General features: G+C 62.8%; 28 protein-coding genes and 1 tRNA gene. 7 read left to right on the plus strand and 22 right to left on the minus strand.

The window, feature by feature from the left end; translation table 11 throughout:
• Positions 1–111 precede the first annotated feature (111 nt).
• The 12 genes from ACLE20_RS08110 to ybgC form a co-directional block, all read right to left on the minus strand.
• The gene (locus ACLE20_RS08110; RefSeq protein WP_410939756.1) at positions 112–438 is read right to left on the minus strand and encodes a hypothetical protein; all 327 of its coding nucleotides are present in this window, start codon (positions 436–438) and stop codon (positions 112–114) included.
• 200 nt (positions 439–638) lie between these two features.
• Positions 639–1,472, minus strand: a complete 834-nt coding sequence (locus ACLE20_RS08115; protein WP_410939757.1) for an outer membrane beta-barrel protein — start codon at positions 1,470–1,472, stop codon at positions 639–641.
• A gap of 214 nt (positions 1,473–1,686) precedes the next feature.
• On the minus strand, positions 1,687–3,039 hold the full coding sequence (gene glmM, locus ACLE20_RS08120; RefSeq protein WP_410939758.1) for a phosphoglucosamine mutase: 1,353 nt from the start codon (positions 3,037–3,039) through the stop codon (positions 1,687–1,689).
• Positions 3,040–3,335: 296 nt separating this feature from the next.
• Positions 3,336–5,273, minus strand: a complete 1,938-nt coding sequence (ftsH, locus tag ACLE20_RS08125) for an ATP-dependent zinc metalloprotease FtsH (RefSeq protein WP_410939759.1) — start codon at positions 5,271–5,273, stop codon at positions 3,336–3,338.
• Positions 5,274–5,386: 113 nt separating this feature from the next.
• A complete protein-coding gene (gene tilS / locus ACLE20_RS08130) occupies positions 5,387–6,790 on the minus strand; it encodes a tRNA lysidine(34) synthetase TilS (RefSeq protein WP_410939760.1) in 1,404 nt (467 codons plus the stop codon).
• A gap of 69 nt (positions 6,791–6,859) precedes the next feature.
• On the minus strand, positions 6,860–7,858 hold the full coding sequence (ybgF, locus tag ACLE20_RS08135; RefSeq protein WP_410939761.1) for a tol-pal system protein YbgF: 999 nt from the start codon (positions 7,856–7,858) through the stop codon (positions 6,860–6,862).
• Between the two features lie 182 nt (positions 7,859–8,040).
• Positions 8,041–8,577 carry a peptidoglycan-associated lipoprotein Pal gene (pal, locus tag ACLE20_RS08140; RefSeq protein ID WP_410939762.1) on the minus strand — a complete coding sequence of 179 codons (537 nt, stop codon included), beginning with the start codon at positions 8,575–8,577 and terminating at the stop codon, positions 8,041–8,043.
• A 267-nt stretch (positions 8,578–8,844) separates the two neighbouring features.
• On the minus strand, positions 8,845–10,149 hold the full coding sequence (gene tolB / locus ACLE20_RS08145) for a Tol-Pal system beta propeller repeat protein TolB (RefSeq protein ID WP_410939763.1): 1,305 nt from the start codon (positions 10,147–10,149) through the stop codon (positions 8,845–8,847).
• A gap of 42 nt (positions 10,150–10,191) precedes the next feature.
• Positions 10,192–11,298 carry a hypothetical protein gene (locus ACLE20_RS08150; RefSeq protein ID WP_410939764.1) on the minus strand — a complete coding sequence of 369 codons (1,107 nt, stop codon included), beginning with the start codon at positions 11,296–11,298 and terminating at the stop codon, positions 10,192–10,194.
• Positions 11,299–11,308: 10 nt separating this feature from the next.
• Positions 11,309–11,764, minus strand: a complete 456-nt coding sequence (tolR, locus tag ACLE20_RS08155) for a protein TolR (RefSeq protein WP_410939765.1) — start codon at positions 11,762–11,764, stop codon at positions 11,309–11,311.
• Positions 11,765–11,794: 30 nt separating this feature from the next.
• Positions 11,795–12,514 (minus strand): protein TolQ, encoded by a 720-nt coding sequence (gene tolQ / locus ACLE20_RS08160; RefSeq protein ID WP_410939766.1) that lies wholly within the window; start codon positions 12,512–12,514, stop codon positions 11,795–11,797.
• A gap of 280 nt (positions 12,515–12,794) precedes the next feature.
• Positions 12,795–13,259 (minus strand): tol-pal system-associated acyl-CoA thioesterase, encoded by a 465-nt coding sequence (gene ybgC / locus ACLE20_RS08165; RefSeq protein ID WP_410939767.1) that lies wholly within the window; start codon positions 13,257–13,259, stop codon positions 12,795–12,797.
• 125 nt (positions 13,260–13,384) lie between these two features.
• Here ybgC and ACLE20_RS08170 point away from each other — a divergent pair, with 125 nt between their 5' ends.
• The 3 genes from ACLE20_RS08170 to ACLE20_RS08180 are packed head-to-tail and all read left to right on the plus strand — an operon-like array spanning position 13,385 to position 16,355.
• Positions 13,385–14,605 carry an NAD-dependent epimerase/dehydratase family protein gene (locus ACLE20_RS08170; protein WP_410939768.1) on the plus strand — a complete coding sequence of 407 codons (1,221 nt, stop codon included), beginning with the start codon at positions 13,385–13,387 and terminating at the stop codon, positions 14,603–14,605.
• Between the two features lie 17 nt (positions 14,606–14,622).
• Positions 14,623–15,459 (plus strand): glycosyltransferase, encoded by an 837-nt coding sequence (locus tag ACLE20_RS08175; protein ID WP_410939769.1) that lies wholly within the window; start codon positions 14,623–14,625, stop codon positions 15,457–15,459.
• Entirely contained in the window at positions 15,459–16,355 is an 897-nt protein-coding gene (locus ACLE20_RS08180; protein WP_410939770.1) for an NAD-dependent epimerase/dehydratase family protein, read from the plus strand. The genes ACLE20_RS08175 and ACLE20_RS08180 overlap by 1 nt, the downstream gene beginning before the upstream one ends.
• Positions 16,356–16,364: 9 nt before the next feature.
• Here ACLE20_RS08180 and ACLE20_RS08185 read toward each other — a convergent pair whose 3' ends face one another.
• The 6 genes from ACLE20_RS08185 to ruvA form a co-directional block, all read right to left on the minus strand.
• A complete protein-coding gene (locus ACLE20_RS08185; protein ID WP_410939771.1) occupies positions 16,365–16,736 on the minus strand; it encodes a hypothetical protein in 372 nt (123 codons plus the stop codon).
• A 1-nt stretch (position 16,737) separates the two neighbouring features.
• The gene (locus ACLE20_RS08190) at positions 16,738–16,956 is read right to left on the minus strand and encodes a DUF2945 domain-containing protein (RefSeq protein WP_410939772.1); all 219 of its coding nucleotides are present in this window, start codon (positions 16,954–16,956) and stop codon (positions 16,738–16,740) included.
• A gap of 51 nt (positions 16,957–17,007) precedes the next feature.
• Positions 17,008–17,517 (minus strand): NUDIX hydrolase, encoded by a 510-nt coding sequence (locus tag ACLE20_RS08195; RefSeq protein WP_410939773.1) that lies wholly within the window; start codon positions 17,515–17,517, stop codon positions 17,008–17,010.
• Positions 17,517–18,395, minus strand: coding sequence for a metallophosphoesterase (locus ACLE20_RS08200; protein ID WP_410939774.1), 879 nt, complete (start codon positions 18,393–18,395; stop codon positions 17,517–17,519). Before ACLE20_RS08200 ends, ACLE20_RS08195 begins: the two co-directional genes overlap by 1 nt.
• Positions 18,392–19,432, minus strand: a complete 1,041-nt coding sequence (gene ruvB / locus ACLE20_RS08205) for a Holliday junction branch migration DNA helicase RuvB (protein ID WP_410939775.1) — start codon at positions 19,430–19,432, stop codon at positions 18,392–18,394. Before ruvB ends, ACLE20_RS08200 begins: the two co-directional genes overlap by 4 nt.
• Positions 19,433–19,549: 117 nt before the next feature.
• Positions 19,550–20,164 (minus strand): Holliday junction branch migration protein RuvA, encoded by a 615-nt coding sequence (ruvA, locus tag ACLE20_RS08210; protein WP_410939776.1) that lies wholly within the window; start codon positions 20,162–20,164, stop codon positions 19,550–19,552.
• A gap of 274 nt (positions 20,165–20,438) precedes the next feature.
• Between ruvA and ACLE20_RS08215 the strand changes: the two genes are divergently transcribed.
• A complete protein-coding gene (locus ACLE20_RS08215) occupies positions 20,439–20,867 on the plus strand; it encodes a DUF488 family protein (RefSeq protein ID WP_410939777.1) in 429 nt (142 codons plus the stop codon).
• Positions 20,868–21,268: 401 nt separating this feature from the next.
• Here ACLE20_RS08215 and ACLE20_RS08220 read toward each other — a convergent pair whose 3' ends face one another.
• Positions 21,269–22,549: a calcium-binding protein gene (locus ACLE20_RS08220; protein ID WP_410939778.1), complete on the minus strand. Its 1,281-nt coding sequence runs from the start codon at positions 22,547–22,549 to the stop codon at positions 21,269–21,271.
• A 354-nt stretch (positions 22,550–22,903) separates the two neighbouring features.
• On the opposite strand from ACLE20_RS08220, the gene ACLE20_RS08225 reads away from it, so the two are divergent.
• Both ACLE20_RS08225 and ACLE20_RS08230 read left to right on the plus strand, forming a co-directional pair.
• Positions 22,904–23,587 carry a hypothetical protein gene (locus tag ACLE20_RS08225; protein WP_410939779.1) on the plus strand — a complete coding sequence of 228 codons (684 nt, stop codon included), beginning with the start codon at positions 22,904–22,906 and terminating at the stop codon, positions 23,585–23,587.
• A gap of 179 nt (positions 23,588–23,766) precedes the next feature.
• Positions 23,767–24,348 (plus strand): GNAT family N-acetyltransferase, encoded by a 582-nt coding sequence (locus ACLE20_RS08230; protein ID WP_410939780.1) that lies wholly within the window; start codon positions 23,767–23,769, stop codon positions 24,346–24,348.
• A 78-nt stretch (positions 24,349–24,426) separates the two neighbouring features.
• Here ACLE20_RS08230 and ACLE20_RS08235 read toward each other — a convergent pair whose 3' ends face one another.
• Complete coding sequence (locus ACLE20_RS08235) at positions 24,427–24,783, minus strand: Imm8 family immunity protein (protein WP_410939781.1); 357 nt, start codon at positions 24,781–24,783, stop codon at positions 24,427–24,429.
• A 137-nt stretch (positions 24,784–24,920) separates the two neighbouring features.
• On the opposite strand from ACLE20_RS08235, the gene ACLE20_RS08240 reads away from it, so the two are divergent.
• Positions 24,921–25,331 (plus strand): hypothetical protein, encoded by a 411-nt coding sequence (locus ACLE20_RS08240; protein WP_410939782.1) that lies wholly within the window; start codon positions 24,921–24,923, stop codon positions 25,329–25,331.
• Positions 25,332–25,574: 243 nt separating this feature from the next.
• Here the strand turns inward: ACLE20_RS08240 and ACLE20_RS08245 are convergent.
• Both ACLE20_RS08245 and mnmA read right to left on the minus strand, forming a co-directional pair.
• A tRNA-Met gene (locus ACLE20_RS08245) sits at positions 25,575–25,651 on the minus strand.
• 152 nt (positions 25,652–25,803) lie between these two features.
• On the minus strand, positions 25,804–26,994 hold the full coding sequence (gene mnmA, locus ACLE20_RS08250; RefSeq protein ID WP_410939783.1) for a tRNA 2-thiouridine(34) synthase MnmA: 1,191 nt from the start codon (positions 26,992–26,994) through the stop codon (positions 25,804–25,806).
• Positions 26,995–26,999: the final 5 nt, after the last annotated feature.

Below are 26,999 nucleotides of genomic sequence, written 5' to 3' on the forward strand. Positions count from 1 at the left end.
TTTCGACCCGTGCCGGACTGCCGAATCAGGCAGCAGTCCGTTACGTTGTCGTTAACCTTTGGCGCAACATGGTTAACCGAAGCTTAAGAAGCCGAGCCGCTGGGCGGCGGGTCAGGCTGCGGCGGTGATGGCAAAATCCGGATAGATCGGGAAGGCCGGGTCTACCTCCATCATCACCCGCGCCTCGAAGGCAATGCCGCCCCCGGCTGCGCTGTAGCTCGGCATCATCGAGCCTTCCTGCCGCTCGACGAGCGGCACGGCGGAGCGGCTCTGTCGGCCAAGCCGCTCGATCAGGGCGTCCACGTCGAGTTCGCGGGCGAGCAGGCATTGCAGTAGCGCCTCGACCTCCTGATCGGCCAGCATATCGGTCGGCAGGATCTTCTCGAAGATCTGGTCAAGGCCGCTATGGCCGGTGATGCGCCAGTATCGCCTGTTCATCTGTCCCTCGCTCGTCACAATGGTGCGGATGGAGCAGCTGAAACTAGACGCCTCGACGTCGCGAGCAAGCGGGGAGAGTTGCAGAGGGACGATAGTGGTTAGCGAAGCTTTGACCACCTGTCCCGAAATGGACGAAGGCCGCCCTGTCGCCGGGCGGCCTTCGGTCATGCGCGTCTTGGGAGGAGGACGCTGCGTGATGCTTACTTGTAGACCGGCTGTTCGACTGGATAGTCCGGAACATAGGCCGTCTCGGCGCAGCCGTTGAAGTTGTAGCGCAGGCCGGCGCGCGCTTCGTGCAGATAGAGGCCCTTGTCGCTGCCCGGGCCGCCATTGGCCTTGTAGCCGAACATGTCGCCGCCCAGAACATGGCGGAAGCGATAGCCGATATCGGCCTGAAGATTGCAGGTCAGGTCAATCGAGGTGCCGGCCATCAGCGCATAGGTGAAGCGCCACTTGCGCTTGCCGTCATGATCGAAGCTGTCGTCGCAATCGTCGGGATTGCTGTTGCTGCAGCTGGTGTTCTTCAGCTTGTCCCAGCGCACCTGCGTGCCGCCGATGCCGGCGCCGACATAAGGGGTGAAGGCGCCATAGGTGCCGATATCGACATAAGCGTTGGCCATCAGGCTCCAGGCGGTGAGCGAGGAGACATCGCGCGAGGTGCAGGCTGTCGAGACGCCGCAGGAGCCGGAGGTGGAGCCTTCGAAATCGGCCTTGCCGAGATAGTCGAGCGTCACGTCGGTGCGCAGATAGTTGTTGATCTTGTAGCCGACGCCGCCGCCGACGGTCCAGCTGTCGTCAAGATCGGCCTTGTCGAAGTCGCGAACGTAACGGCCGGGGCCCTGGTAGAAATGGGCGCCGCGCAGCTTGGTGAAGGCATAGCCGACATCGCCGCGCAGATACCAGCCGCTGGAGACCGGTGCCGGCTCGACGGGCGCCGGCTGAATGGGCTCCGGCGCCGGCTGATAAAGATCGGCGGCCAGGGCCGCCGACACGGAAAGCATCGCTGCGACGACGCCGATCAACACAGTCTTCATGATCTTCTCCAACGATGCCTTCGCGCCGGCGCATGGGTCCCGGCGGTTCGCTTCTTTGGAAAACATGATGAAGATTATTGGTTAAGGCCCTCTTAATCTGGGCCGCGCCGCAGTCATCTCCTGCCATCCTGCGGCAAACTTGCGTTGCGGCGTCATCAAGAATCGCGCCTGCCAATGGAGGCAGGGGCGATTGCGGCCTTCGAGTGCGGGAGAATCAGGCGGCGTTGCGCGCCGAGCCGATCACGTTGACGAGTTCGTCGACGATGGTCTCGACCTTGCTGCGGTCGTCGCCTTCCGCCATGACACGGATCAGCGGCTCGGTGCCCGAAGGGCGGATGAGCAGCCGGCCGGACTTTGCAAGCGCAGCCTCGGCCTCGGCAATCGCCTGGCGGACAGCGACATCCTCAAGCGGCTGGCCGGCTACGACGCGCACATTCTTCAAGACCTGCGGCACAGGCGTGAATCGGTGGCAGACTTCGCTGACCGGCTTGTTCTGGCGCCGAACCGCCGCCAGCACCTGCAACGCCGCAACCAAGCCATCGCCCGTGGTGCCGAAATCGGACAGCACGATATGGCCGGACTGCTCGCCGCCGAGGTTGAAGCCATGTTCGCGCATATGCTCGACCACATAGCGATCGCCAACCTTGGTGCGGTGAAGGGCGAGCTTGCGGCTCTTCAGATAGCGTTCGAGACCCAGATTCGACATGACGGTCGCGACGATGCCATTGCCCTTCAGCTGGCCATCGGCCGCCCAGCTGTCGGCAATGACCGCCATCAGCTGGTCGCCGTCGATGATCGTGCCGTTCTCGTCGACGATCAGCACCCGGTCGGCATCGCCATCGAGTGCGATGCCGATATCGGCGCGGACCTCGTGCACCTTCTTGGACAAAGCGGCGGGGCTGGTCGAGCCGCAGTTCAAGTTGATGTTCGTCCCGTTCGGTTCGGTCCCCATCGACACCACATCGGCGCCGAGCTCCCAGAGGACGGCAGGGGCGACCTTGTAGGCGGCGCCATTGGCGCAGTCGATGGCGATCCTGAGCCCCTTCAGCGTGACATCGCGCGAGAGCGTGCGCTTGGCGTGTTCGATATAACGGTCATGCACGCCGTCAATGCGCTTGGCGCGGCCGATCTCGTCGCTCTTCGCCAGCTGCTGCGAGAGATCCTGGTCGAGCAGATCCTCGATCTGGCCCTCGATATCGTCGGAGAGCTTGTAGCCGTCCGGGCCGAACAGCTTGATGCCGTTGTCTTCGAAGGGATTGTGCGAGGCGGAGATCATCACGCCGATATCGGCACGCAGCGAGCGCGTCAGCATGGCGACAGCAGGGGTGGGAATGGGACCGAGCACGAAGGCATCGACGCCGGCCGATGTGAAACCGGCCACCATCGCGTTTTCCAGCATATAGCCCGAGAGCCGCGTATCCTTGCCGATGACGACACGATGGCGATGGGCGCCACGGCGGAAGATGGTGCCGACCGCGATGCCGACCCGCATGGCGAGGTCCGGGGTCATGGGGAACACGTTGGACTGACCGCGAATGCCGTCGGTGCCGAAATATCTGCGCTTCATGAACGCTCCTTGTCGTCAGGCCGGTGCTCGTCCGCGATCCGGCCTCTGCAGCCTGTCGGGACGGCACGGCGGCCGCAAGCTCTCTCCTGGCGCTCCTGCCGAAGGCGGGCGCCGCCACACAAGCTTTGCCACAAAATGACAGCCGGCGGCAGCATCCTCTCCATCAGAAATGATTACGAGATGTTACCTTTGCCGCGTTAACCGACTGTAAACCAGGGAGGCAGTCAAGAAAAACCCTCCCGTCCGGGCGGAGGGGAGGGTTTTTCAAGGTTCGCTACAGCTAACGCTAGCCGGACTTACTGAGGCTGGGGCTCGAAGCCACCTTCCGCCTCGCCGCTCTTGCCACCAAGATCCTTCTTGGTGCCAGCGGAGGGGACGGCCGAGCCGCGGCTCGGCGGGGAATCGTCGCCGAGATCCCGGGCAGGCTTCTCGCCGCGGATCAGCGCCTTGATCTCCTCGCCGGTCAGCGTCTCATATTCGAGCAGGCCCTCGGCGATCGCCACGAACTGGGCGTTCATGTCGGTGATGATGCGCTTCGCCTCGTCATAGGCTTCGTCGATCAGGCGGCGGATCTCGTTGTCGATCTTCTGAGACGTCGCCTCGGAGACATTCTTCGACTGCGAGACGGAATGGCCGAGGAAGACTTCCTGCTGGTTCTCACCATAGGCGACCTGACCAAGCTGGTCGGAGAAGCCCCACTGGGTGACCATGGCCCTAGCAAGCTTGGTGGCCTGCTCGATGTCGGAGGAGGCACCGGAGGTGATGTTCTCCTTGCCGAAGGTGATCTCCTCGGCAACGCGGCCGCCCATCATGATGGCAAGGCGCGAGACCATCCACTTGTAGCTCATCGAGTAGCGGTCGCCCTCGGGAAGCTGCATGACCATGCCGAGCGCACGGCCGCGGGGAATGATCGTCGCCTTGTGCAGCGGATCTGCAGCGGGGACTTTGAGTGCCACGATCGCATGGCCTGCCTCGTGATAGGCGGTCAGCTTCTTCTCGGCCTCGGTCATGGCGGACGAGCGGCGTTCCGCGCCCATCATGATCTTGTCCTTGGCGTCTTCGAACTCGAGCATGGTGACGACGCGCTTGTTACGGCGCGCGGCCATCAGGGCCGCCTCGTTGACGAGGTTCATCAGATCGGCGCCTGAGAAGCCGGGCGTGCCGCGGGCCAGAACCTTGAGATCGACATTCGGGGCGAGCGGCACGTTGCGGACATGGACCTTCAGGATCCGCTCGCGGCCATTGATATCGGGGTTCGGTACAACGACCTGGCGGTCGAAGCGGCCGGGACGCAGCAGCGCCGGATCGAGGACGTCCGGACGGTTGGTGGCCGCAATGAGGATGATGCCCTCATTGGCCTCGAAGCCGTCCATCTCAACCAGCAGCTGGTTCAGCGTCTGCTCGCGCTCGTCATTGCCGCCACCGAGACCCGCGCCGCGATGGCGACCGACGGCGTCGATTTCGTCGATGAAGATGATGCAGGGCGCATTCTTCTTGGCCTGCTCGAACATATCGCGGACGCGCGAGGCGCCGACGCCAACGAACATTTCCACGAAGTCCGAACCGGAAATGGTGAAGAAGGGCACATTGGCTTCGCCGGCCACGGAGCGGGCGAGCAACGTCTTACCGGTGCCGGGCGGGCCGACGAGCAGCACGCCGCGCGGAATCCGGCCGCCGAGGCGCTGGAACTTCTGCGGATCGCGCAGGAACTCGACGATTTCCTCCAGGTCCTGCTTGGCCTCGTCCACGCCTGCGACGTCGTCGAAGGTGACGCGGCCATGCGCCTCCGTCAGGAGCTTTGCCTTGGACTTGCCGAAGCCCATGGCGCCGCGCGAGCCACCCTGCATCTGGCGCATGAAGAACAGCCAGACACCGAGGATAAGCAGCATGGGTAGCAATGTGCCGACATAGCTGAGGAAGCCGGAAGAGCCATCGGTCTCCGGACGAACGGTGACAGTGACATTGCGCGCTTCCAGCCGCTCGGTCAGAGCGGTGTCGACGGAGGGCGCGTAGGTCTGGAAGGTCGAGCCGCTCTCGGTATAGGAGCCAACGACCTTGTTGCCGGTGATCACCACATCTTTGACGCGGCTGCCATCGACATCCTTCAAGAACTGCGAGAAGGGGATCTCCCGGGAGCCCGTGCGTTCCGCAGGCTGCTGGAACATGCTGAACAGCGCGATCAGCAATAGGGCAATGATTGCCCAAAGGGCGAAATTGCGAAAATTAGGGTTCATCGAACTCCCCGGAACCTGCCATGGCCTGCCGGTGCCGGCGGCTCAATCTTTCTCATCTAACATAGGGTCCGTAAACGACCTTGCCAATGGCGAACAACAGGTCCGTAACTCGTTTACGAAAGATCATCGCGAACTGGAGCGGGCGGGAATGGTTCACGACCGATAAGACTATCGAAACAGGCCGCCATGGTGCTGTCGAAACACGGCAAAAAGGTGTCGAAAGGAGCAAGCCGCCGGCTGAGGCTGATGGGTGGCGCCATCTCCGCGATCAAGGGATCGTGAAGACAGAGCGGAAGGCTCGATTGCGCGGCCCGTGCGATGCTCGTGGGAATGGATCGGCTGATCTCATCCCTATTCGCCTGTGCCTCACAAGAGGTTCGGATCGAGAGCGGCGCGCGGGTGTGATTGAGGATGCGGAAGCGACCGTCCCAGTCCGTGACGGAACCCGGCGGGAGTTGCATCTCGGCCGGCAGGCCGCGCAGCTCGCGGTAGAGGAAGAGCCGGGAGCCGCGGCGATCGAACAGGCACCGTCCAGCGGCAAAGCGAGCGTGGGAGGCGCGCAGCGAGGTCATCAGGCGATCGATCGACTGGCGGCCCGGCCCATGCGCCCGGCCACCCATGATGCCGGCGAGGATTGCCAGCAGCCGGGGCATGTCCGGATCCTCGAGATCGTTCGGTAACAAGCTGAGTTCGCCAAGGCCTTGACCGTGAAAGCGGAGTCGCTCGGCCAGCAGGGCTGCGATCCGGGCGCTGCTCTCGCGCCGCCGCCGTTCCGCAGCCTCCGCCTGTTGCAGATCCACTGACGCGGCCGCTCCGCCCCGGCGCAGGCGGACGCGTTCGAAGGCGGGGTTGTCATTGCTCGGATCTTCGATCCAGCTCATCCCGCGCTGGAGGAGGAGGTCGCGCAGCCGCTGGCGGGAGAGACGAAGGAAAGGGCGGGCGATCCAGATGCGCCTCTCGAAGAGGGTCATGTCCGCCATGCCGGAGAGACCAGTCGCAGCGCCATCCTCCGCCGCATCGGTCCGGGCGCGGCGCATGGCGATGGTCTCCGCCTGGTCGTCGGCGGTGTGGCCGGTCAAGATAAGCGCCGCGCCGTGTCGGCCCGCACAGTCGGCGAGGAGTCGATAGCGCGCAAGCCGCGCCTGTGCCTGGATCGCCGAGCGGACCCCCGCGTGCTGCCAGCGGGCCGTCTCATGGGGAATGGCGAGCGTGGCACAAAGAGCAGCGACCTGCGCTGCCTCAGCGCCGGACCCCTGGCGTAGCCCATGGTCGACGGTGCAGGCGACGAGCCGGTGGGGGCTCCCCGCGCTCATTGCTTCGTGGAAGGCAATGAGCAGAGCGGTCGAGTCGCTGCCGCCGGAAAGGGCGAGAAGCAAAGTGGTGGGTTCGCGCAGCCGGGCGAGGAAATGCCGAGCCGCTTCATGCGGTGCCCTGTCGGCGGGTTCACGCACCACAGCGAAGGCGAGCGGAGAGGGGCGAGGCGGGGGAACGGAAGAAGAGGATGTCGGCGCGGCCATGCGCTCGCTTTCTGCCGGCTAGGAGGCAGGCCGACTGCGGCGGCGCACCGGGTTCGCGCAAGCGCCGGCTCAGCAGGCCAAGCGGTTCTGTTCCGAGGTCACCTTGGCCTTCACGGCCTGGGACGCTTTCGGATAGCGTTTGGTCACCTCACGCAGCGTGGCGCAGGCGGTTTCCTTGTTGTCGAGCGCGGCAAGCGACATGCCGAGCTTCAGGAGCATTTCCGGCGCCTTGGGCGACTTGCCGTAGGTCTGATGGGCGTTGAGGAAGGTTTTCGCGGCGTCGTTGAACTTGCCCTGCGAATATTGTGCCTCGCCCATCCAGAAGCTGGCATCCGCCGCCTTCTCGCCCTTGGGGAAAGTGTCGAGATAGTCGCGGAACTCGTTTTCCGCGACGCTGTAATCTCCGGAGAGAACATGCCCATAGGCCGACTGGTAGAGATCGCCCGGATTGTCGAGCGAGGCCGTCTGCTGCTGGCTTTCCGGTGTCTCGTTCAGCCCCGGCTCCGGCAGGCGTTCGGCATTGGCCGAGATCGGATTGCCATTGGCGTCGAAGATGATCTGGCCAAGCGTCGCAGGCGGCGCCGTCAGGTTTTCCGCCGGTCGGGCCGTGCGGCCGGCGGCGGCGGTATCGGTGGGAAGCGTCTGACTCGGCGCCGAACCGTCCGTTGCCCCTGGGGCAACGGACGCCTGGTCCGAGGTGGATGGCGTCTCGAGCGCGCCGCTTTTCTTGGGGGCCGATGCCTTCGGCGCCGACTTGCCGCTTTCGAGATCCTGGAAGCGGAATTCATTGTCTTCCTGGAACTTGCGGATCTGCTCCTGCATCTGCAAAAGCTGGAAGCTCATTTCCTCGATCCGCCCATTGAGCGAGCGGATCTGTTCCTCGAGTTGCCCGATGCGCCCGGCCTCGCTGGCCTGGACCTTGAGGAGCGGCGCCGTCTCGGCCGGTGCCATCGCCTCGCGATGAAACGCCTTGTCGAGCCAGGCGGAGAGCGGCATGGCTGTGACGGGCTGGCTGAGGCCGCTAAAGGCCGCGAGCCCGAGCACGGCCGCCACGACAATCTTCTTCATGTCATGTGTCCCGTTCGATGCTGGTTTCGCCGCACTCCGAGGGCCAGGGCGACCCCTTCCGCGCGACCGGCGCACAGTTTTCCATATGGGCCCAAAAAGCAACGGAGTCTGGTCAAAGTGTGACAAAAAAGAAAGGCGGCCCGAAGACCGCCTTTCCCGTCGATCCAGAAGCTGGACCGCTGTTACATGTTGCCGCCGCCGAGAACGGTGACTGCGCGGCGGTTCTGCGACCAGCAGGAAATGTCGTCGCAGACGGCGACCGGCTTTTCCTTGCCGTAGGAGATGGTGCGCATGCGGCCGGCCGGAACGCCCTGGGAGGCCAGGAAGTCCTTGGTGGCAGCAGCGCGGCGGGCGCCGAGCGCAAGGTTGTATTCGCGCGTGCCGCGCTCGTCGGCATGGCCTTCGACGGTAATCTGGTAGTTCGGGTAGCGGGCCAGCCACTGGGCCTGGCGGCTCAGCGTCGCCTGGGCATCGGCGCGGATCGAGGACGAGTCGGTGTCGAAGAAGATCCGGTCGCCGACATTGACCGTGAAGTCCTGCTGCGAGCCCGGGGTCGCGGCGCCGCCGGCACCCAGGCCGAGGCCGGCCGCATCGTTCGGCATGCCGTTCTTCTTGTTGGCGCAGCCGGCAATGGCCAGCGTCAGGAACAGCGCAACCATGACCGGGTTGCGTGCGAGGGACTGCATGCGGCCAGCGGCCGGAACGTGAATGCGGCTCATGAGCCGGTCTCCTTGGATCGTCTTGTCACTTCAGGGTTGCCGGACTGTAACCGGGAACGGTTAATCCCTATGCACCAAGTGTGGTTAACAGAGTGTAATACGCCGCACAGATGTGGCGTGGTAATCAGTACTTTACGGCGAGAACGCGGCACGCCGCCTTATTCGCCGCCGCAATCGCCAGACTTCGCCAGGGGCGCTTGGATGCTGGGCGGCAGTCAGTGGGTCGAGAACGACAAAGGGAGGCCGTCTCCGGCCTCCCTTGCCACACTATTCCAGGAGCGGCGACCAGGCCGGGTCGGAGGCGAAGCCCTGGGTGGGCACGCGCTGCTCGTTATAGCCGGTCAGGTCGATCGAATAGAGCTGCGGCCCGCCGGCGCCGGCGTCCTGGCGGAAGAACATCAGCACACGGCCGTTCGGCGCCCAGGTCGGGCCTTCATTGTGGAAGCCCGAGGTCAGGATGCGTTCGCCCGAACCGTCCGGCTTCATCACGCCGATCGAGAACTTGCCGCCCGACTGCTTGGTGAAGGCGATCAGATCGCCGCGCGGCGACCAGACCGGCGTCGAGTAGGAGCCATCGCCAAAGGAGATTCGGTTCTGGCCCGAGCCGTCCGCGCCCATGACATAGAGCTGCTGCTTGCCGCCGCGGTCGCTTTCGAACACAATTCGTGCGCCATCCGGCGAATAGGACGGCGAGGTGTCGATCGCCGAGGTCGAGGTCAGGCGCGTCGTGGTGCGCGAGCGAAGGTCCATCGTGTAGATGTTGGCATTGCCTTCCTGCTGCAGGCTCATGATGACCCGCTGCCCGTCCGGCGAGAAGCGCGGCGCGAAGGTCATGCCGGGGAAATTGCCGACCACCTCGCGTTGCCCGGTCTCGAGCTGCAGCAAATAGACGCGCGGCTGCTGGCCTTCGAAGGACATGTAGGTGATTTCCTGGCGGCTCGGCGAGAAGCGCGGCGTCAGCACGATGTCGTTCGAATTGGTCAGCGCCCGGGCGTTCGCCCCGTCCTGGTCCATGATGGCCAGCTGCCGCTTGCGGGCAGTCTTGGGGCCGCTTTCGGCGACATAGACGACGCGCGTATCGAAATAGCCTTCCTCGCCGGTGATCTCCTTATAGATCGCATCGGCGATGATATGGGCAACCCGCCGCCAGTTTTCAGGCTGGGTGAAGAATTGCTGGCCGGTCATCTGGTTCTGGGCGGTCGCGTCCCACAGGCGGAACTCGGCCTTCAGCCGGCCATCGCCTTCCTGCGTCACGCGTCCGGTCACGAGCGCCTGGACGTTCAAGACCCGCCAGTCCTCGAACCGCGGTGCGGCATCGGGATTGGTGATCTTCTCGATGAAGGCCGTACGGTCGACCGGGGCAAAGAGACCGGAGCGCTTCAGGTCGGCGGCCACCACGTCGGAGATCTTGCGGCCAAGCTCGCCCTGCAGGAAGTCGGTGACGGCGATGGGCAGTGGCTCGACATTGCCGCGGGTGATGTTGAGTTCCACGCGCGCCTGCGCCGGGGAAGCAGCGATCGCCGCCATTCCGGCAAGCGCCGCGGACATCCTGAAAAAGGTGCGTCTATGCATCAGTCTCTAGCCTTTCAGCCATGCTCTTCATGGGGACCGCGATCACATCGCGAATTCTGTCGGATCGAAGTGGAGGACGATCTCCTGCCACGACTCGTATTTTTCCGGCGGCAGGGTGAAGGGAGCGGACTTGCGCACGGCGCGGACGGCGCTGCCCGCCATCACCCGCTGCGCGCTGGCCGACCCGCCGGTCACCTCGACTGCGGGCTGCCCGACGATCTGGCCCGACGGGTCGAGATTGAAGGTGACGGTGATGATCATTCCTTCCAGCCCCGCCGTGCCCGGCACGATGGACCAGTTCTTCTCGACGATGCCTCTCAGTGCGTCGTTCTCGCTCTGGGACAGCGTGTTGCCCGTCGTCGTCTTCTTGCCGCCCAAAGCTGCCGGCTGCTGCGACCGCTTCGCGCCGCCGCCGGAAGACTCCTGCTTGTTGAGGAGGGCGGCGACCTCGTCGGCGTTGAAGTCGCTCTCCTTGGCGGACGTCGTCTTCTTCTGCGGCTTCGGCGCGGCGTCCGCCTTGCGGTCGGGCGTCTTGGCGGTCTGGGCCTCAGCCGTCTGCTCGACCTTGGGCCTGGCGACCGGCGCAGGCACCTTTTCAGGCAGGGCGGCCGCGTCCGGGCTCTCGGTCGGTGTCGGTTCGGCGGGCGTGGGCTCCGGCGTCGGTTCGGCCTTGGCTTCCGGTACCGGCTTCGGATCGGGTTTCGGCTCCGGCTTCACCTCTTCCTTCGGCGCGGGCAGGGCGGCCACCTCGGTCGCGGGCTCGGCCGGCGGCTTCTCGGTCGGCTTCACCTCTTCCTTCACCGGCTCGGGGGAAATCTCGGCGGCATCGGTCTTCGGGGGCGCGGCGGAGGTCTGGTTCTCGACCGGCTTGACGGAGGGCTTCGGCGGCGACTTCAGGTCGATCTCGTTGTCGCCGGCATTCTCTGCCAACGGCTGCGTCTGCGGCTTCTCGGACGGTTTCGGCGCCGCCTTTTCTGCCATCGCGGCCTTTTCGTCGCCCTGCTGGACCTGCGTCACCTCGCTGATGATCTCGACAGGCACCGCCTCGACCGGTGAGACCTCGAGCGGCGCCGGACTGCCGAGCGAGACCAGTGCCCAGGTGAGCACGGCCCCATGAAGCACGGCGGATGTGGCAATGCTGCCCTTCATCGAAAGAGGCTCACTTGTCCGTTTCTTGCAGCGTGACGAGGCCGAGATTCTTGAAACCGGCGGACGAAATGCGCGCCATGACCTTCATGACCGTGCCGTAATCGGCATTGGTGTCGCCGCGCACATAGATGCGTTCTTCATAGCCGGTCTTGGCGATCGCCTCGAGCTTGGGCACCACTTCGTCGATGCCGATTGGGGTTTCCTGCAGGAAGATCTCTCCGGCCGGATTGACCGAGACGGTGATCGGCTGCGTATCGGAATTGAGCGCCTTGGCCTGGGTTTCCGGCAGGTCGATCGGCACGCCGACCGTCATCATTGGCGCTGCGACCATGAAGATGATCAGGAGCACGAGCATGACGTCGACGAAAGGCGTGACGTTGATTTCGCTCATCACAGCCTTGCCGCCGCGGCTGCGTCGTCCGCGTCGCCCACCCGATCCCTTTGATCCGCCTACTGCCATGCCCATCGGGTCTCTCCCTTATCGCCCGCGCGCCGCTTACTGTGCAGCCTGGCGCGGCTGCAGCTTTTCGTCGATCTGGCGCGAGAGAATCGCGGAGAACTCGTCTGCGAAGCCTTCCATGCGCGCATTGATCTTGCCGGCATCGGCGGTGAACTTGTTGTAGGCGATAACGGCGGGAATGGCGGCCAGCAGGCCGATGGCCGTTGCCAGCAGCGCTTCGGCAATACCAGGCGCGACGACGGCGAGGTTGGTCGACTTCGAGCCGGCGATCGCCTGGAACGAGGTCATGATGCCGACGACCGTGCCGAACAGGCCGACGAAGGGGCCGGCCGAGCCGATGGTGGCGAGCGAGCCGAGCCTGGATTCCAGCGCCTCGGATTCACGCGCCAGCGTCACGTCCATGGCGCGGTCGATGCGCATCTGCAGGCCGATCGGCGAGCGGGCGCCCCGTTCGAAGCTTTTCTTCCATTCGCGCATGGCGGCAACGAAGATCGCGCCCATGCCGCTGGTCTGCCGGTCGGAAAGGGTGCGGTAGAGTTCTTCCAGCGACTGGCCGGACCAGAAGACCTGTTCGAAACTGTCGAGCTGGCGGCGGATGCGGGCATAGCGGATGGTCTTGTCGACCACGATCGCCCAGGTCCAGACGGAAGCCGCGAGCAGGCCGAGCATGACCAGCTTGACGACGAAGCCGGCCTCCATGAAAAGCGACCACAACGTCACGTCGGTCGTTGCCGCGGCCAATCCAACCTGTTCCATCGTCTCAAATTCCCCGAAATCGCGAGCCCTGGCCCGAGCCGGTGCGTGCCCAGAGCCAAGTCGCTCAACCACTCATGTCGCAAAATCGCCCCGGCCGCCCGCCGCTGGTCGCGAAGGCGCGACACAAGCTTGAAACAGCCTTCTATAGGGGCAATCTTGGTCAAAGGATGACGTGCGACGCGGAAAATCTCTGCTCGACATCGAAATCCTGAGACCGGCAGTAAGACATCATTATGGTTAAGGGAGTGTTACTTCGAGGGCCGATCTATGGGCTCGCGGATCAGTCGGCCGTGTCAGCCGGCGGCGCCTCTGCGAGGAACTGCCGTGCAAGACCATCCGGCAGGCGCCGCGGGCGGCCATTCGCATTGATGACGGCGATGATGACCTTTGCCTCGATCAACAGCCGCGTGCCGCAGTGGATGGTCTGGCTGAGCACCATCTTGGCCCCACCGGCTTTCTGCGTCGTCGTGTCGATCGACAGGATGTCATCCATCCGGGCCGGCTGGCGAAAGTCGATCTCCATGCGGTGGACGACGAAGACCAGCCCCTCGGCGTCGGCGTGGCGGAGCGCGCTCTGCTCGACGCCCAGGCAGCGCAGATAGTCGGTCCGCCCGCGCTCCAGGAAGTGCAGATAGCGCGCGTGATAGACGAGGCCCGAGAAATCCGTGTCCTCATAATAGACGCGCTGCTCCAGCCTGTGGCCGGCGCCGATCAGGCGTCCCGCAAGGGCAGGGGCCTCGTTCATCCACAGATCTCCCTCATTTCGTCGAAGTGCTGCATGGCGCAAACTGCCTGTCGCCGCAAGCATTGAACAATTGTCACATTTTCTATCTACAGCCAGTAGGCTGGAAAAATCATTCGGAGGTCGCCATGAAGATTGCCGTAATGGGTGGGGACGGTTTCATCGGCTGGCCGACAGCCCTGCATCTCTCCGACGCCGGCCACGAGATCCATATCCTCGACAATCTGTCCCGCCGGTGGATCGACACCGAGCTTGGCGTCCAGTCGCTGACCCCGATGGATTCGATCCAGGAGCGCACGCGCATCTGGCACCAGGAAACCGGGCGGCGCATTCATTTCCATCTCATCGATCTCGCCCGCGACTATGAGCTCTTGAAGAACTGGCTCGCCGAGCATCGCCCGGAGGCCGTCATCCATTTCGCCGAGCAGCGCGCCGCGCCCTATTCGATGAAGAGCGACCGCCACAAGAACTACACGGTCAACAACAATGTTTCGGCCACCCATAATCTGCTGAATGCCATGGTGGAGCTCGGCCTCGACGCCCATCTCGTCCACCTCGGCACCATGGGCGTCTATGGCTATTCGACCGTTGGTGCGGCGATCCCCGAGGGCTATCTGCCGGTCGGCATCGAGACGCAGAGCGGCGAGACCGTGAGCCAGGAGATCCTCTATCCCTCCAATCCCGGCTCGATCTACCATATGACCAAGTGCCTGGATCAGCTGCTCTTCCAGTTCTATGCCAAGAACGACGGCCTGCGCATCACCGACCTGCATCAGGGCATCGTCTGGGGTACCCATACCGAGCAGACGCGGCGCCACGAGCAGCTCGTCAACCGGTTCGACTATGACGGCGATTACGGCACGGTGCTCAACCGCTTCCTGATCCAGGCGGCGATCGGCTATCCCTTGACCGTGCATGGCACCGGTGGCCAGACCCGCGCCTTTATCCATATCCAGGATTCGGTGCGCTGCATCGAGCTTGCGCTCAACAATCCGCCGAAGCGCGGCGCGCGGGTCGAGATCTTCAACCAGATGACCGAGACCCACCGGGTGCGCGACCTCGCCGAAATGATCGCCGGCCTGACCGGGTCGCGCATCGCCTGGCTGCCGAACCCGCGCAAGGAAGCGGCGGAAAACGAGCTGGTGGTCAAGAACGAGAAGTTCCTGGAGCTCGGCCTGGCGCCGACCCGTCTCAAGGACGGCTTGCTGGCCGAGATCGTCGATGTCGCCAAGCGCTATGCCTATCGCGTCGATCGCAGCCGTGTGCCGGCGGTTTCTGCCTGGACCAGGGATCTCGCCGCCAAGGTCGATCATGATCCCGAAGGCCGTCGCCTGAAGTCGGTCTCCTGAGCCGCTCAGTGGGAGAGGTGTCGGAAGCAGACGGACAGGGACGCCGCGCCTTCGTGACGCTGGTGACCAATGCGGATTATGCGATGGGTGCCACCGCGCTCGTCCATTCGATCGAGCGGAGCGGGACGACGGCCGAGATCGTCATCCTTCATACGGGCGGTGTCGCAGGCGAGAGCCTGGCACCTTTGGCGGCCCGCGGCTGCCGGCTCATCCCGGTTCAGCATCTGCCGCTGTCGGAGGGCTTCAACAGCCGCCACTCCCGAGGCGCAATCCATGCCGGCCAGCCGTTCACAAAGGGCCGAAAGCCGCTTTTCCACACGCCGCTCGACAATTTCTGCAAGCTGAGACTGTGGGAACTGACCGAGTATGAGCGTTGCCTGTTCATCGATGCCGATGCGCTGGTGCTCAAGACCATCGATCGCCTGTTCGACTACCCGGAATTCTCTGCCGCGCCGAATGTCTATGAAGGGCTCGTCGATTTCCAGCGGCTGAACTCCGGCGTCTTCGTGGCGCGGCCAAGCCACGCCACCTTTGCCGCCATGCTGGAGCGGCTGGATCAGGCGAATGTCACCTGGCCGCGCACCGACCAGAGCTTTCTCCAGGCCTTCTTTCCGGATTGGCACGGCCTGCCGGTCTATATGAACATGCTGCAATATGTCTGGTTTGCCCTGCCGGATCTCTGGCACTGGCCGTCGATCGGCGTGCTGCATTTCCAATATGAAAAACCTTGGGAGCGGGATCATCCCAAGGTCGAACAGCTGCAGCCGCTGATCGACCTCTGGCATGCCTTCTACCAGAACCGCGACATTCCGGACATTGCCAGCCTGCCGGGTCCTCAAGAGCCACGTCGCTGATGCGCGTGCTGGTCTCGGGCGCAACGGGTTTCGTCGGCCGCTTCATCGTCGAGCATCTGACTGCCGCCGGCGAAACGGTGATCGCCGGATGCCGTCGCGCCCCCGACACCGGGTTCTTCTCCCGTCCGATCGAAAGCCGTTTTCTTGCTCTCGATCCAGCGCTCGATCAATCCTCTGCGTTTGACGGGATCGATGTCTTCGTTCATGCGGCCTTCCAGCATGTGCCGGGGCGCTACCGTGGCGGGGAAGGGGATGATCCCGAAGGGTTCCGACTGGCAAATAGCGCAGGGTCGATCCGCCTGTTCGAGGCGGCACGGGCAGCCGGCGTTTCGCGCTGCCTGTTTCTCTCGAGCCGCGCTGTCTACGGCCGCCAACCGCCCGGCATCTCGATGACGGAGGAGACGCCGGTCGATCCGGTCAGCCTGTATGGTCTCGTGAAGCTGGAGGCCGAGCGGGCGCTGGCGGGGCTCGATCGCGACGGATTCGCCACAGCCAGCCTGCGCGCGACCGGCGTTTATGGCGAAGGTGCGCCCGGCAAAGGCAATAAATGGACGCCGCTGCTCGATGAATATCTCCGTCGAAAGCCGGTCGCCGACCGCGTCGGCACCGAGGTGCATGGCGACGACTTGGCGGCGGCGGTGCTCTGCCTGATCCGGTCGCCGGCGGACATGATGCGCGGCGTGTTCAACGTCTCGGATATTCTTACGGGGTATCGGGATGTCCTGGCCATCGCCGCGCAGACGCTTGGCAGCCAGCACCCGCTGCCGGAGGCCGCGGATGGATCGGACTTCAATGCCATGGACACAGAGCGCCTGCGCGCGCTTGGCTGGCAGCCCGGCGGTCGAGCGAAGCTTGAAGAGACGGTGCGGCGGATGGCCGCCGCCCATCGGGTCTGAGCGATCGGCTTAGTGCGTCGTCTTCTTCTTGGACGATGCCTTGGACTTTGTGCCGGTTTCGGAATCGCCGAGCTTGGCTTTTTCCTTCTCGACCCACGCCTTGCCGGCGTCGCCGCCCCAGAGAAGCCAAGCGACATAGCCGGCCGAGGGGTTTTCGTCGTCGCCGAAGTTCTTGGCGCGCTTGTCGACATTGTGGCGTGCGAAATAGCTCACCATGCGCTTGACGACATCGTCCGAGAGGTGAGACCGGTTCTTCAGATCACGGGCGCGCGACACGCCGATCTGCGTGCCGCCGCGGCCGAACTTCTCACGCAGCTGCAAGCCTTTTTCCGCAGCCTTGGCGACGGCTGCCGGGGGGATATGCTCGGATCCGGCGCTCATCTCAGGCGTGCTCCAGTTCCGAGTGGCTCTTGAGAACCTTGTCGCCATCTTCTTGCTGGATCAGATAGGCGGGCTCGTCCTTGGAGGCCTTGCGCTTGATCTTCGAGCCCTTGATGGTGCGCTCGACGTCCTCGGTGAAGCTCTCCTCCACCTTGCCCGTTGCGGTGCTGCTGCCCCATTTCCACGACACCGTGGAGCCTTTGCGATATTTCGTCATCATCTTCTCCTTCTTCACTGCCAGCAAAATGCGGCAGCCGTGCAAGGAGTTCCCTCACTTGGCGTCGAGATTCCCGTCATGCCAGATGATGTGGCGCGGCACTTGCGGCAGCGTTTCGATCGTCTCGGCGATGAAATAGGGCGGAATATCGAGGGCGCGCAGCGCCGCCGTCGTCGCCTCCACCCATTTGAACTCGAGCTCGGCCTTGCCGTCGCGGTTGGTATGGACGATGGCGGAGGGGTGGAAGGGGAAGGAGAGCGGCACGGTCATCTGATAATAGAAGCCGATCTCGTGATAGTCGCGTCCCTCGTAGCGGAAGAAATTCTCGACCGTCCAGAGCAGCCGGTCGACGGTGACATCGAGGCCCAGCTCCTCGCGCATCTCGCGCTTCAGCGTCTGTTCGGATGTTTCGCCGATCTCGGCGCGCCCGCCGGGGAAGGTCCAGAACAGCTCATGGGTCGCGCGGTGGACGAGCACATGCCCATCCCGAAAGCCAAGGCCGGCGATGCGGAAATTGAAGCGCCGTTCGCCGGAATCGAGCCGCACCATCCTGCGCTTCACCATCAGCCGAGCTCCACGACAGTCAATTCCGGCGGTGAGCCGAGCCGGAAGGGCAGGATCGAGGTGCCAAGCCCGCCCGAGACCACGAGATGCCGCCCCCCTTCGACGATATGCCCATAGGCATAGCGATTGCCGAAACGGGAGGGGACGACCGGCGCATAGCCGAAGAGGCGGATCTGGCCGCCATGGGTATGGCCGGAGAGCGTGATGGCGACGCGGGCGGGCACCTGCGGGAAGATATCCGGCTCATGGGCCATCAGGATCACCGGCGCCGCGTCCGTGATCCTCGCCAGCGTGCCCGGCAGATCGTCCAGGCCCTCGCGCGGGCCCCATTGGTCGGCGAGGCCGGCAAGCCAGAAGGGCTGCCCGTCCTTTTCGAGCCGAATGGTCTGGTTGTCATAGACCGGCACGCCGATCGCGGCGAGTGCACGATGGGAGAGCGTCGGCCCGTTCTCGAGCGCAAGCGGGCCGGGATCATCGAACCAGTCGTGATTGCCCATGATCGCATGCACGCCGAGCGGTGCGGACAGCGTCGAAAGGGCGGCGCCCCAGGCTTCCGCGGCAACGGCGCCGAAGGAGAGGCTCATATTGGAGATGAAATCACCGAGCAGCAGGATCAAGTCGCCCTGAAGCGCATTGGCATGCTGACAGATCGCCGCGATCCGCGCCGCCGGCATATAGGGCTCGCAGGCGTGAATATCGGCGAGCAGCACCAGGCGCAGCTTCAGCCCCTCCGGCCAGCCGGTCGGGCGAAGGCTGTAGCGCGCGATGCGCGGGGTGGCGCGGGCTTCGATGCCTGCGCCATAGGCGCCGGTGGCGATCCCGGCGACGATGAGTCCGCCGGCGCTCTTCAGAAGGCCGCGGCGGGTGAAGAGCCTCATTCGTCCTCCTGGAACAGGCGGAACTGGCTGGCCTCCAGATCCTTGGGGATGGCAAGGCCCAGATGTTTCCAGGCATTGGCCGTCAAGACCCGGCCGCGCGGCGTGCGCTGGATGAAGCCTTGCTGGATCATATAGGGCTCGATGATATCCTCGATCGCATCGCGTGGCTCGGAAAGCCCGGCGGCAATGGTTTCGATCCCGACCGGCCCGCCACCGAAATTGAGCGCGATCATCGTCAGGTAGCGCTTGTCCAGCTGGTCGAGGCCCATATTGTCGACGAGCAGCCGGGTCAGTGCCTGATCGGCGATCTCGCGCGTCACCTGTTCGGCCCGGGCGACTTCGGCAAAATCGCGGACGCGGCGCAGGAGCCGCCCGGCAATGCGCGGCGTGCCACGCGAGCGGCGGGCGATCTCGCGCGCACCCTCATTGCTCATCGCCAGGCCCATCAGCCGCGCGCCGCGGCGCACGATCGATTCGAGTTCCTCCACCGTGTAGAAGCTCAAGCGCACGGGAATGCCGAAGCGGTCGCGCAGCGGCGTCGTCAGCAGGCCGAGCCGTGTCGTGGCGGCCACCAGCGTGAACTTGGCGAGATCGATCTTCACCGAGCGCGCGGCCGGTCCCTCGCCGATGATCAGGTCGAGCTGGTAATCCTCCATGGCCGGATAGAGGATTTCCTCGACCGCCGGGTTCAGCCGGTGGATCTCGTCGATGAACAGCACGTCGCGCTCTTCGAGATTGGTGAGCAAGGCGGCGAGATCGCCGGCCTTGGCGATGACCGGGCCGGAGGTGGAGCGGAAATTGACGCCGAGTTCCTTGGCCATGATCTGCGCCAGCGTCGTCTTGCCGAGGCCGGGTGGGCCGACGAAGAGCACATGATCCAGCGCCTCGCCGCGCATCTTCGCCGCTTCGATGAAGATCTTCAGATTGGCGCGGGCTTCCGCCTGGCCGGTAAATTCGTCGAGCGATTGCGGCCGGAGCGCGGCATCGACATCCTCGCCGCGCTTGTCGGCGGAAACGAGGCGGGGGGGCTCGGTCATTTCACTCTTTCCAATGCGGGATCTTGATCAGGTGGCAAGGCAAACCTGCCCGGGGGCTGCCGACGCAATGCGCCGATCGATGGGGCGGAACTTAAAAGGAATCGTAGTCCGGAGCAATCAGCGGGACAGTTCCTTCAAGCCGAGGCGGATCAGGGTCGCGCTGCTGGCGCCTTCGCCGCCCGTCTTCATCGCCACGGCAACGGCATTGGCCGCCTGATCGCGCGAATAGCCGAGATTGGTCAGCGCCGAGACCGCATCCGCTACCGGGGCGGGCGCGACGCCTTCGCCGAGCTCCTGCTTCAGCCCGATCGCCGGACCCGCCTCGCCGGCAAAGGCCGGCGCCTTGTTCTTAAGCTCCGTCAGGATCCGGATTGCGACCTTGGGCCCGACGCCCGGCGCGCGCGACACGGCGGTCTTGTCCTGCAACGCAATCGCATTGGCAAGTTCGCCAGGCGTGAGCACGGAAAGCACGGCGAGCGCCACCTTGGATCCCACGCCCTGCACGCTCTGCAGAAGCCGGAACCACTCGCGCTCCAGCGCACTCATGAAGCCGAAGAGCCGCAGCTGATCCTCGCGCACATAGGTCTCGATCTGCAGCACCGCCGCCTCGCCGACGGAGAGTTTCGCCAGCGTGCGCGACGAGCAGTAGGCGACATAGCCGACCCCATGCACATCCACCACCACATGATCCTCGCCGATCTCATCGACCGTGCCCTTGAGCTTGCCGATCATGCCCCGCTCCCCTGAAACCACCACGACCAAGCGCCGCTGGTTCTTCGCTAAGCGACTCGCGGGGAAAGCGCTACTGGAGGGGGCGGGTGGGAGGCGAAGCTCTGCAGCCTGGTCTCGTCCTGATCCAAGCGGATTTCGTGCTTGCCGTCCCCAGATCGCCTCCCGCAGACGCAGCTTTGTCCGTTAGCAGGCAGGCCTGACCAATTCAGTCTCAGGTGGTAAATGCACCGTCGCGGAAGAATTGATCCTTAACCCCTGGCGCTGAGTCATCTGGGTGGTCAACGATGGGCTGGCCGACCGCGAGTTCTCAGGTGACTGGAAACGAGAAACTCAGTGGGCAATCCTCAAGCCAATCGGGCGGGTCACATCACCTGCCGTCGAGGCCGGCCTACGGGCGATCCGAAGCCTGGTCGGGAGGCGGCCCGAGCTGGCGACGTTTCGAAGGATTTTCGGCGACCATATTGCGACACCCGCTGCTCAAAAGGCTGTGCAAAGTGTTGCAGCGATCGCGAGCAAGGAGATGACCTGCTTGATGTGTTACGAGCGAGATCGGAGCGTCTGTCATCGAAGGATTGTTGCGACTCTACTGCAGGCTTATGATTTTACTTCTTTCGATTTATTCGTTGATAAGATGGATCGTTATGAGCGGCACCCGGAGAAGCTCCCAAGTCACAATTCTGGTGAAAGCGCTTCCCCGGCCTAGTACGGGACATTCCGAGACCGTGTGCTGCGCAGGGATCACTTCCGATGGAAGATGGCAACGGCTCTATTTAATCCGCTATCGCCATGGCGGGGAGACCTTCAAGCGTTGAAACATCGTCTCTTTTCACTATTTTGGCCAACGCGCAGGATAAGCGGCAAGAAAGCTGCAAGGTGCTGCAGGGAACGTTAAGAAATCTCGGATCGTGCCCTATCAATCAGCGACGCGCTCTGGCTTTTTGCGTTTCAGCATCTAGCGGCCGGCTCGACCGATTTTTGGATTTGCCGACATAGGCACCTAAGAAAGGCAGTTCTGCGCCATCGTCAGCAACATTTACACGGCATGACGGGCCCCCGCGTGCAATCGCGAGAGCCTTGTGTGTGAGGGGACGCGTCGAGGCGAACTCAGAGCATGAAGTAGCTATCGGTCAGCACTGCGTCACCCTTAAGCTGTATGGAGAAATCGGCAGTGCCGTTGCCGTCCACGTCGCCGTAGATGAACGTATCCCCGCCAGTCTTCTCATAGCGCAGTTCCCCCGCCCTATTGGTGAACGCGGCATCGGCGATGAATGTAAAAGCCTGGTCGCCCGCGACCGCGGTATCCGCGTCCATGCCGGACAGGTTGATCTTGTCACCGGCTATGCCGGAGAAGTCGAAGATCGTGTCGCGGCCGGCCGATTCGACGGTCGATTCCCAGACGAAGGAGTAGAGGAAAGTATCGGCACCGTCGCCGCCATAAAGGCTGTCGGCACCTGCGCCGCCGATAAGGAGATCGTTGCCGCCAGCGGCATCGATCAGATCGTTGCCGAGAGAACCGGAGAAGCCGTTGCCGCTGTTGTCGCCATAAAGCTTGTCCGAAAAGGCCGAGCCGGTCAGGCTTTCGATTGACAGATATGTATCGCCCTTAGCGTCGCCGGTGTTGATCGACGGCTTGGCAAGGCTCGCCGTCACGCCCTTCTTAGCATCCTCGTAAGAGGCGAAGTCCGAGCCGTCGCCACCCCGGAACGCGTCAGCACCGGCGCCGCCGATCAGGAGGTCGTTTCCGGCACCGGCATCGAGCAGGTCGTCGCCAGCACCGCCGGTCAGCACGTTGTCGCCGCTATTGCCGTAAAGTTTGTCGGCAAACTTGCTTCCAGTCAGGTTCTCGATCGAGGAGAAGGTGTCGCCCTTCGCTTCGCCTGTGTTCAGAGTTGCCTTCGCGAGATTGGCGGTGACACCCGCCGTAGCGAAGGAGTAGAGGGCCGTATCGGACCCCGCGCCGCCCATGAGCTTGTCAGCGCCAATGCCGCCCGCCAGCATGTCGTTGCCGGCATTACCCTTTAGCGTATCGTTGCCGGCGCGACCTAGAAGGACGTCGGCGAACTGAGTGCCGTTGACGGTGTCATTACCTGCAAGCACCAGCGATAGGAACAGCGAATCTTTGCCGGCGAGGACCGCGTCACCGAGGTCAGATGCGACGATCTTCGCGCCAGTGACCGTAAGAACGGCAGAGCCCTGTTCGAGCACCTTGATACCGGTGACGGTTCCCGCAGTGATGTCGGTGATCTTGCCCGCCTTAGTGACCACCTTCAGGCCGCTACCAGTGAACTGGGCGTAATTGCGTGCGTCGTCCATAAGCTGGATTTTCGTCGCCGAACTGGTCGGCTTGGCATAGTCCAGCAGATCGTCGACGTTTGTCAAAGGCATGTCGACGCCGCTCCTGACGCCTCTATAAGTAAACTGTGCCATATAAAACCCTTTTTTGAACAGAAAGACGTAAAATATCTATATGTTAACCTGATCTTAACGCATTGTAGAGCCGGGTTGACGAATTTCAACGAGATTGGTTAAGGGGAGCGAACATAAAGCAAGGTTCGTCCCGATTGGCGACGTTTGGCGAGTCACGCGCACGGCAATCGCGCTCGGCGACTCGGACCTAGTGTGGTTTCAGCTGGACTGATCTCACCATGAAAGCTTAGGTGGCCGAGGTTGAGAGGTGTTGTGGGGTAAGGCAGTCGACACCTTCTGACGATAGTCACTGTTCTCCGGACGCTGGATCACATGAAAAAGCTCGCCTTAATTATAGGCCTCTCGGTTTCGCTTCTTGTCGCCACCGCGCAACTATGTGTGGCGATTGATATTGGCGACGGGAGGTTCATGAGCAAAACGAACGGCAAGGAGGAACTGTTCACCGACATGCCCGAGAAGCTTGTCATATCATATGCTAGCAGACGGGCGGATGGCGGCGTCGACTTAGAGACAGCCGACCTCACATTCGCACTGGTTAAGACGATGTCTGTTCTTATAGGAGGGACACTGGAATCTGCAGACAAAGTCTCCGGGCAATTCATCCAAGTCATGACCGACGACCGCCCGTTCGTTGACGACATGTTTAATGGTAGCCGCGTGACAGGCTTAAACGACCCACTCGCGCTTCGCTCGCTGGAGCAGGCTTATTCAAAGGGCAGCAGTTGCGTGAGCACTGCCATCTATTCGACGGCGGGGATATTTCAGCGGGCTGTCATGATTGCGAAGAGGGGTGCTCCGTCGGACGAATTGTTCGGATGTGCTCTGGAATTGTCCGCCCACGTCTATGGGGTCACCACTTACTCAAGCTACATGAAGATGACGGCTGATCAGAGGCTTCGATACGTTGCCGCGATGCTCACCGCTAAAAGGAACTGTCTACGAGAGGCCAACCCTGCCGCGCAATGCGGCTACAACAAGATCGAAAGCATGAAGTAGGGGTATTTGTTGAACCCGGTTATGCTGTTGTCCTGCTTGAGATTAGCACCAGAGCCTAACCACCCCATGATCACGTGATGGGGTGCAGAGCCCGTGTGCGTCTCGCACCACGTGTCCATCAACAAAGTACAGTCCAACTGGTACGTTCCTGTCAGAATGACTGACGCTGAGGATTTATCGTGGTTTCTGTGGGCTTCCGAACCGCCTCTGCGACCGACTATCTGTCGATCGCCAACCTTCACGTCCGCATAAGTAGTGAGGCTTATGCAAGCACTCTCCCTTCAGACTACCTTGCCGAAGTTATGCCGAGAGAGAAGATCGAGCTGTGGGAGCGACGCCTTGCTCCTCCCGTGCGCTCCGAGGAACTTTCGATCACCTTAGCAGAGGTGCATACCGATTTAATAGGCTTCGCATGCTTCGTTTTTAGCGAGGAGACGCATTTTGGCAGCTACTTACACAACCTGTATGTCGATCCAGCCTTTCAGGGAAACAGGCTCGGCCCAAGGCTCCTCATCGAAAGCATCGATCGGTTTCCATCAGAACGTAGAGAAACGCCAGTTCATCTCCTCACCATGCGTGAGAACTATCAAGCACGCAGATTTTACGAGCGACTCGGTGGCGCGTTGATAGAGGAGAAACAGAGTGTCATGAGCCGCTATCCGGAAATCATTTTCGTTCGCTACCAATGGCCATCTGCGCTAGTGATGGCTTCAAACGCATTGGCTCTATCTGGCTATTCGCATAGAGCGAGTGGTCGCTGATTGTCCGCTTCCGGCAACAAACTGACACTGCCACCTGTCATCGATCTGTTGGGGTGGTTGAACCAACCCAACAGATGATCAGTCATATTCCCACTTAAAACGCTTGCGCAGAGCTGAAAGACACTCCTCCCAAGTGTCTCGTTCGCATGACTTCACAGTCCGTACCAAGGCAGCTCTGACGGCTGGAGCATCGTATTCCTGAACCAGTAAGAACCGTGCGCTAGGATCGTTTCGAGGTCGGTCAGCAGGCGTGCAGACAAGCACGCTAAAGTGCTCCGTCCAATCTCGGTCGACCTCGCCTATATCCAGGAGCAGCCAAAACTTTCGATCCGGTTGCACGCCAGCGGTAATGACCACGTCGTGGGGACTATTGGAGTCCTCAAGATCCATGAGAAAATCTGCATCATACGCTGCTTTAACGGCAAGCTCTTTCATATCCGATCCTACCTATGCCCCGTCCGCCCTAGCATCATCTGACGGGGTATCCGCCTATCGTTGAGCCCGCTTCAAGCGGGCTCAACCGCTCTTTGACAATAGTGCAAACGAGCTCCAGCTTCTCACAAGGACGGTCGATGTCACAAACTCCCGCTTGGAAAATAATCCTCTTTGCCATTCTTTGCGGCCCCATGTTCGGCGCGATCGGCGCGATGGCGCACGGGCTGCTTGTGGGGGCGATGAACTGGTCACCGTTCGATTTCATCGTCCCTGCCTATCCGGTTGGCCTCATACCAGCAGCCATCGGTGCCTCTGCCTTTGTCTGGATCAGTCGCAAAACTGGCAATTCAGGGTGGCTTCTGGCTGTGGTATGCGGCGCTGTTGTCACGATGCTGTTCTTTTCCCCGCTCTTTTTTTGGCGCACTGCCTCCTTGCCCGTCGGCCTCGTTCAAAGAACGGTGAGCATGTTCCTTACAGTTGGAATCTTCGCACCCCTCGCAACGTGGTTCACGGCCCGGCAGTTGTTCGGCTGGGTCGGCAGGCGCTAAAGTCTATCGCTCGGACGCCTTTTGACAGTCATGTTGGAAAAATGAAAATTCCGGATCGCCGTGTCAACATTCCGGAAAGTCGCGTCCGGCTACACAGACCGTTTGCAAAAACTGTTTACTGCAAAAACCGGTGTCAAATTCGCAAAAAGTCGCGTCCGGCTACAGCAGTGCTAAAAGTCCGCTTGTTTGCGTCCAGCAAAACCCTCAGAACAGAGCCCAACAAGCCGTAGAGATAAGAAAAATTGGTAGCGGGAGAGGGACTTGAACCCCCGACACGCGGATTATGATTCCGCTGCTCTAACCACCTGAGCTACCCCGCCGCCGGATGCGACCCTTGGGCGGGTCGCGGTCGGTGGGCGGCTTATAAGGTTTGGCTCCCCGAAGTGTCAAGCGAGGCTTGGGGAAAAATTCGGGTGGTGCGGGAGGGCCGCGACGAGGCTTAGCCGCGGTGCCGGGAGATGCGGGAGCGGCCTCAGGCAGCCGGCTGCAGCAGGTCGCGGAGTGCGGCTTCGGCGGCCGGTTCACGTTCGGAGCGCAGGATGAAGCCGCCGCCATAGACGCGGGCATCCTCGCCGGGGCCCGAATAGAGCGCGCAGGCCTGGCCGGGTGCGATTCCGGCTTCGCCCTGCATCAGCTCGACGCTGACCGCGCCGTTCTCGACACGCAGGATCGCCGGCGCCGGGCTGCGGGTGGAGCGCACCTTGGCGAAACAGGCGAAGCCTCCCGCCGGCAGGTTTTCGAGCGGTACGTCGCCCAGCCAGTTGACGTCGCGCAGATGGATGCGCCGCGTTTCCAGCGCTTCCTTCGGGCCAACGATGACGCGGCGGCTGCGGGCGTCGAGATGCACGACATAGAGCGGCTCGCCGGTCGCGATCCCGATGCCCCGGCGCTGACCGATCGTATAGTGGAGAATGCCTTCATGCTGGCCGAGCAGGCGCCCATCCAGATGGACGATATCGCCGGCGAGTGCCGCATTCGGCTTCAGCTTGGCGACGATGTCGCTGTATTTGCCCTGCGGCACGAAGCAGATGTCCTGGCTGTCGGCCTTCTTGGCGACGACGAGGCCCATCTCCTCGGCCAGCGCCCGCGTCTCCGCCTTGGTCAGATGGCCCAGCGGAAAGCGCAGATAGTCGATCTGCTCCTGCGTGGTGGCGAAGAGGAAGTAGCTCTGGTCGCGATCGGCATCGGCGGGGCGAAAGAGCGCGCGGCGCTGCGGCCGGCCGGGCAGCGGTGCCGGGCGCGAGCGGATATAGTGGCCGGTCGCGAGCGCATCGGCCCCGAGTTCGCGCGCGGTCGCCAGCAGATCGGCAAACTTGACCGTCTGGTTGCAGGCCACGCAGGGGATCGGCGTTTCGCCGGCCACATAGCTTTCGGCAAAGGGGTTGATCACCGTTTCGCGAAAGCGCTGTTCGTAGTCGAGTACGTAGTGGGGGATGCCCAGCACTTCGCAGACCCGGCGGGCATCGTCGATATCCTGGCCCGCGCAGCAGGAGCCGGCCCGGTGCACGGCGGCGCCGTGATCATAGAGCTGAAGCGTGATACCGAAGACATCATAGCCCTCGCGCTTCAGGATGCCCGCGACCACGGAACTGTCGACGCCGCCGGACATGGCAACGACAACGCGTGTATCTTCCGGCTTGCGGTCGAAATCGAGGCTATTCACGGGCG

This window comes from Rhizobium sp. YIM 134829, from assembly GCF_046546455.1.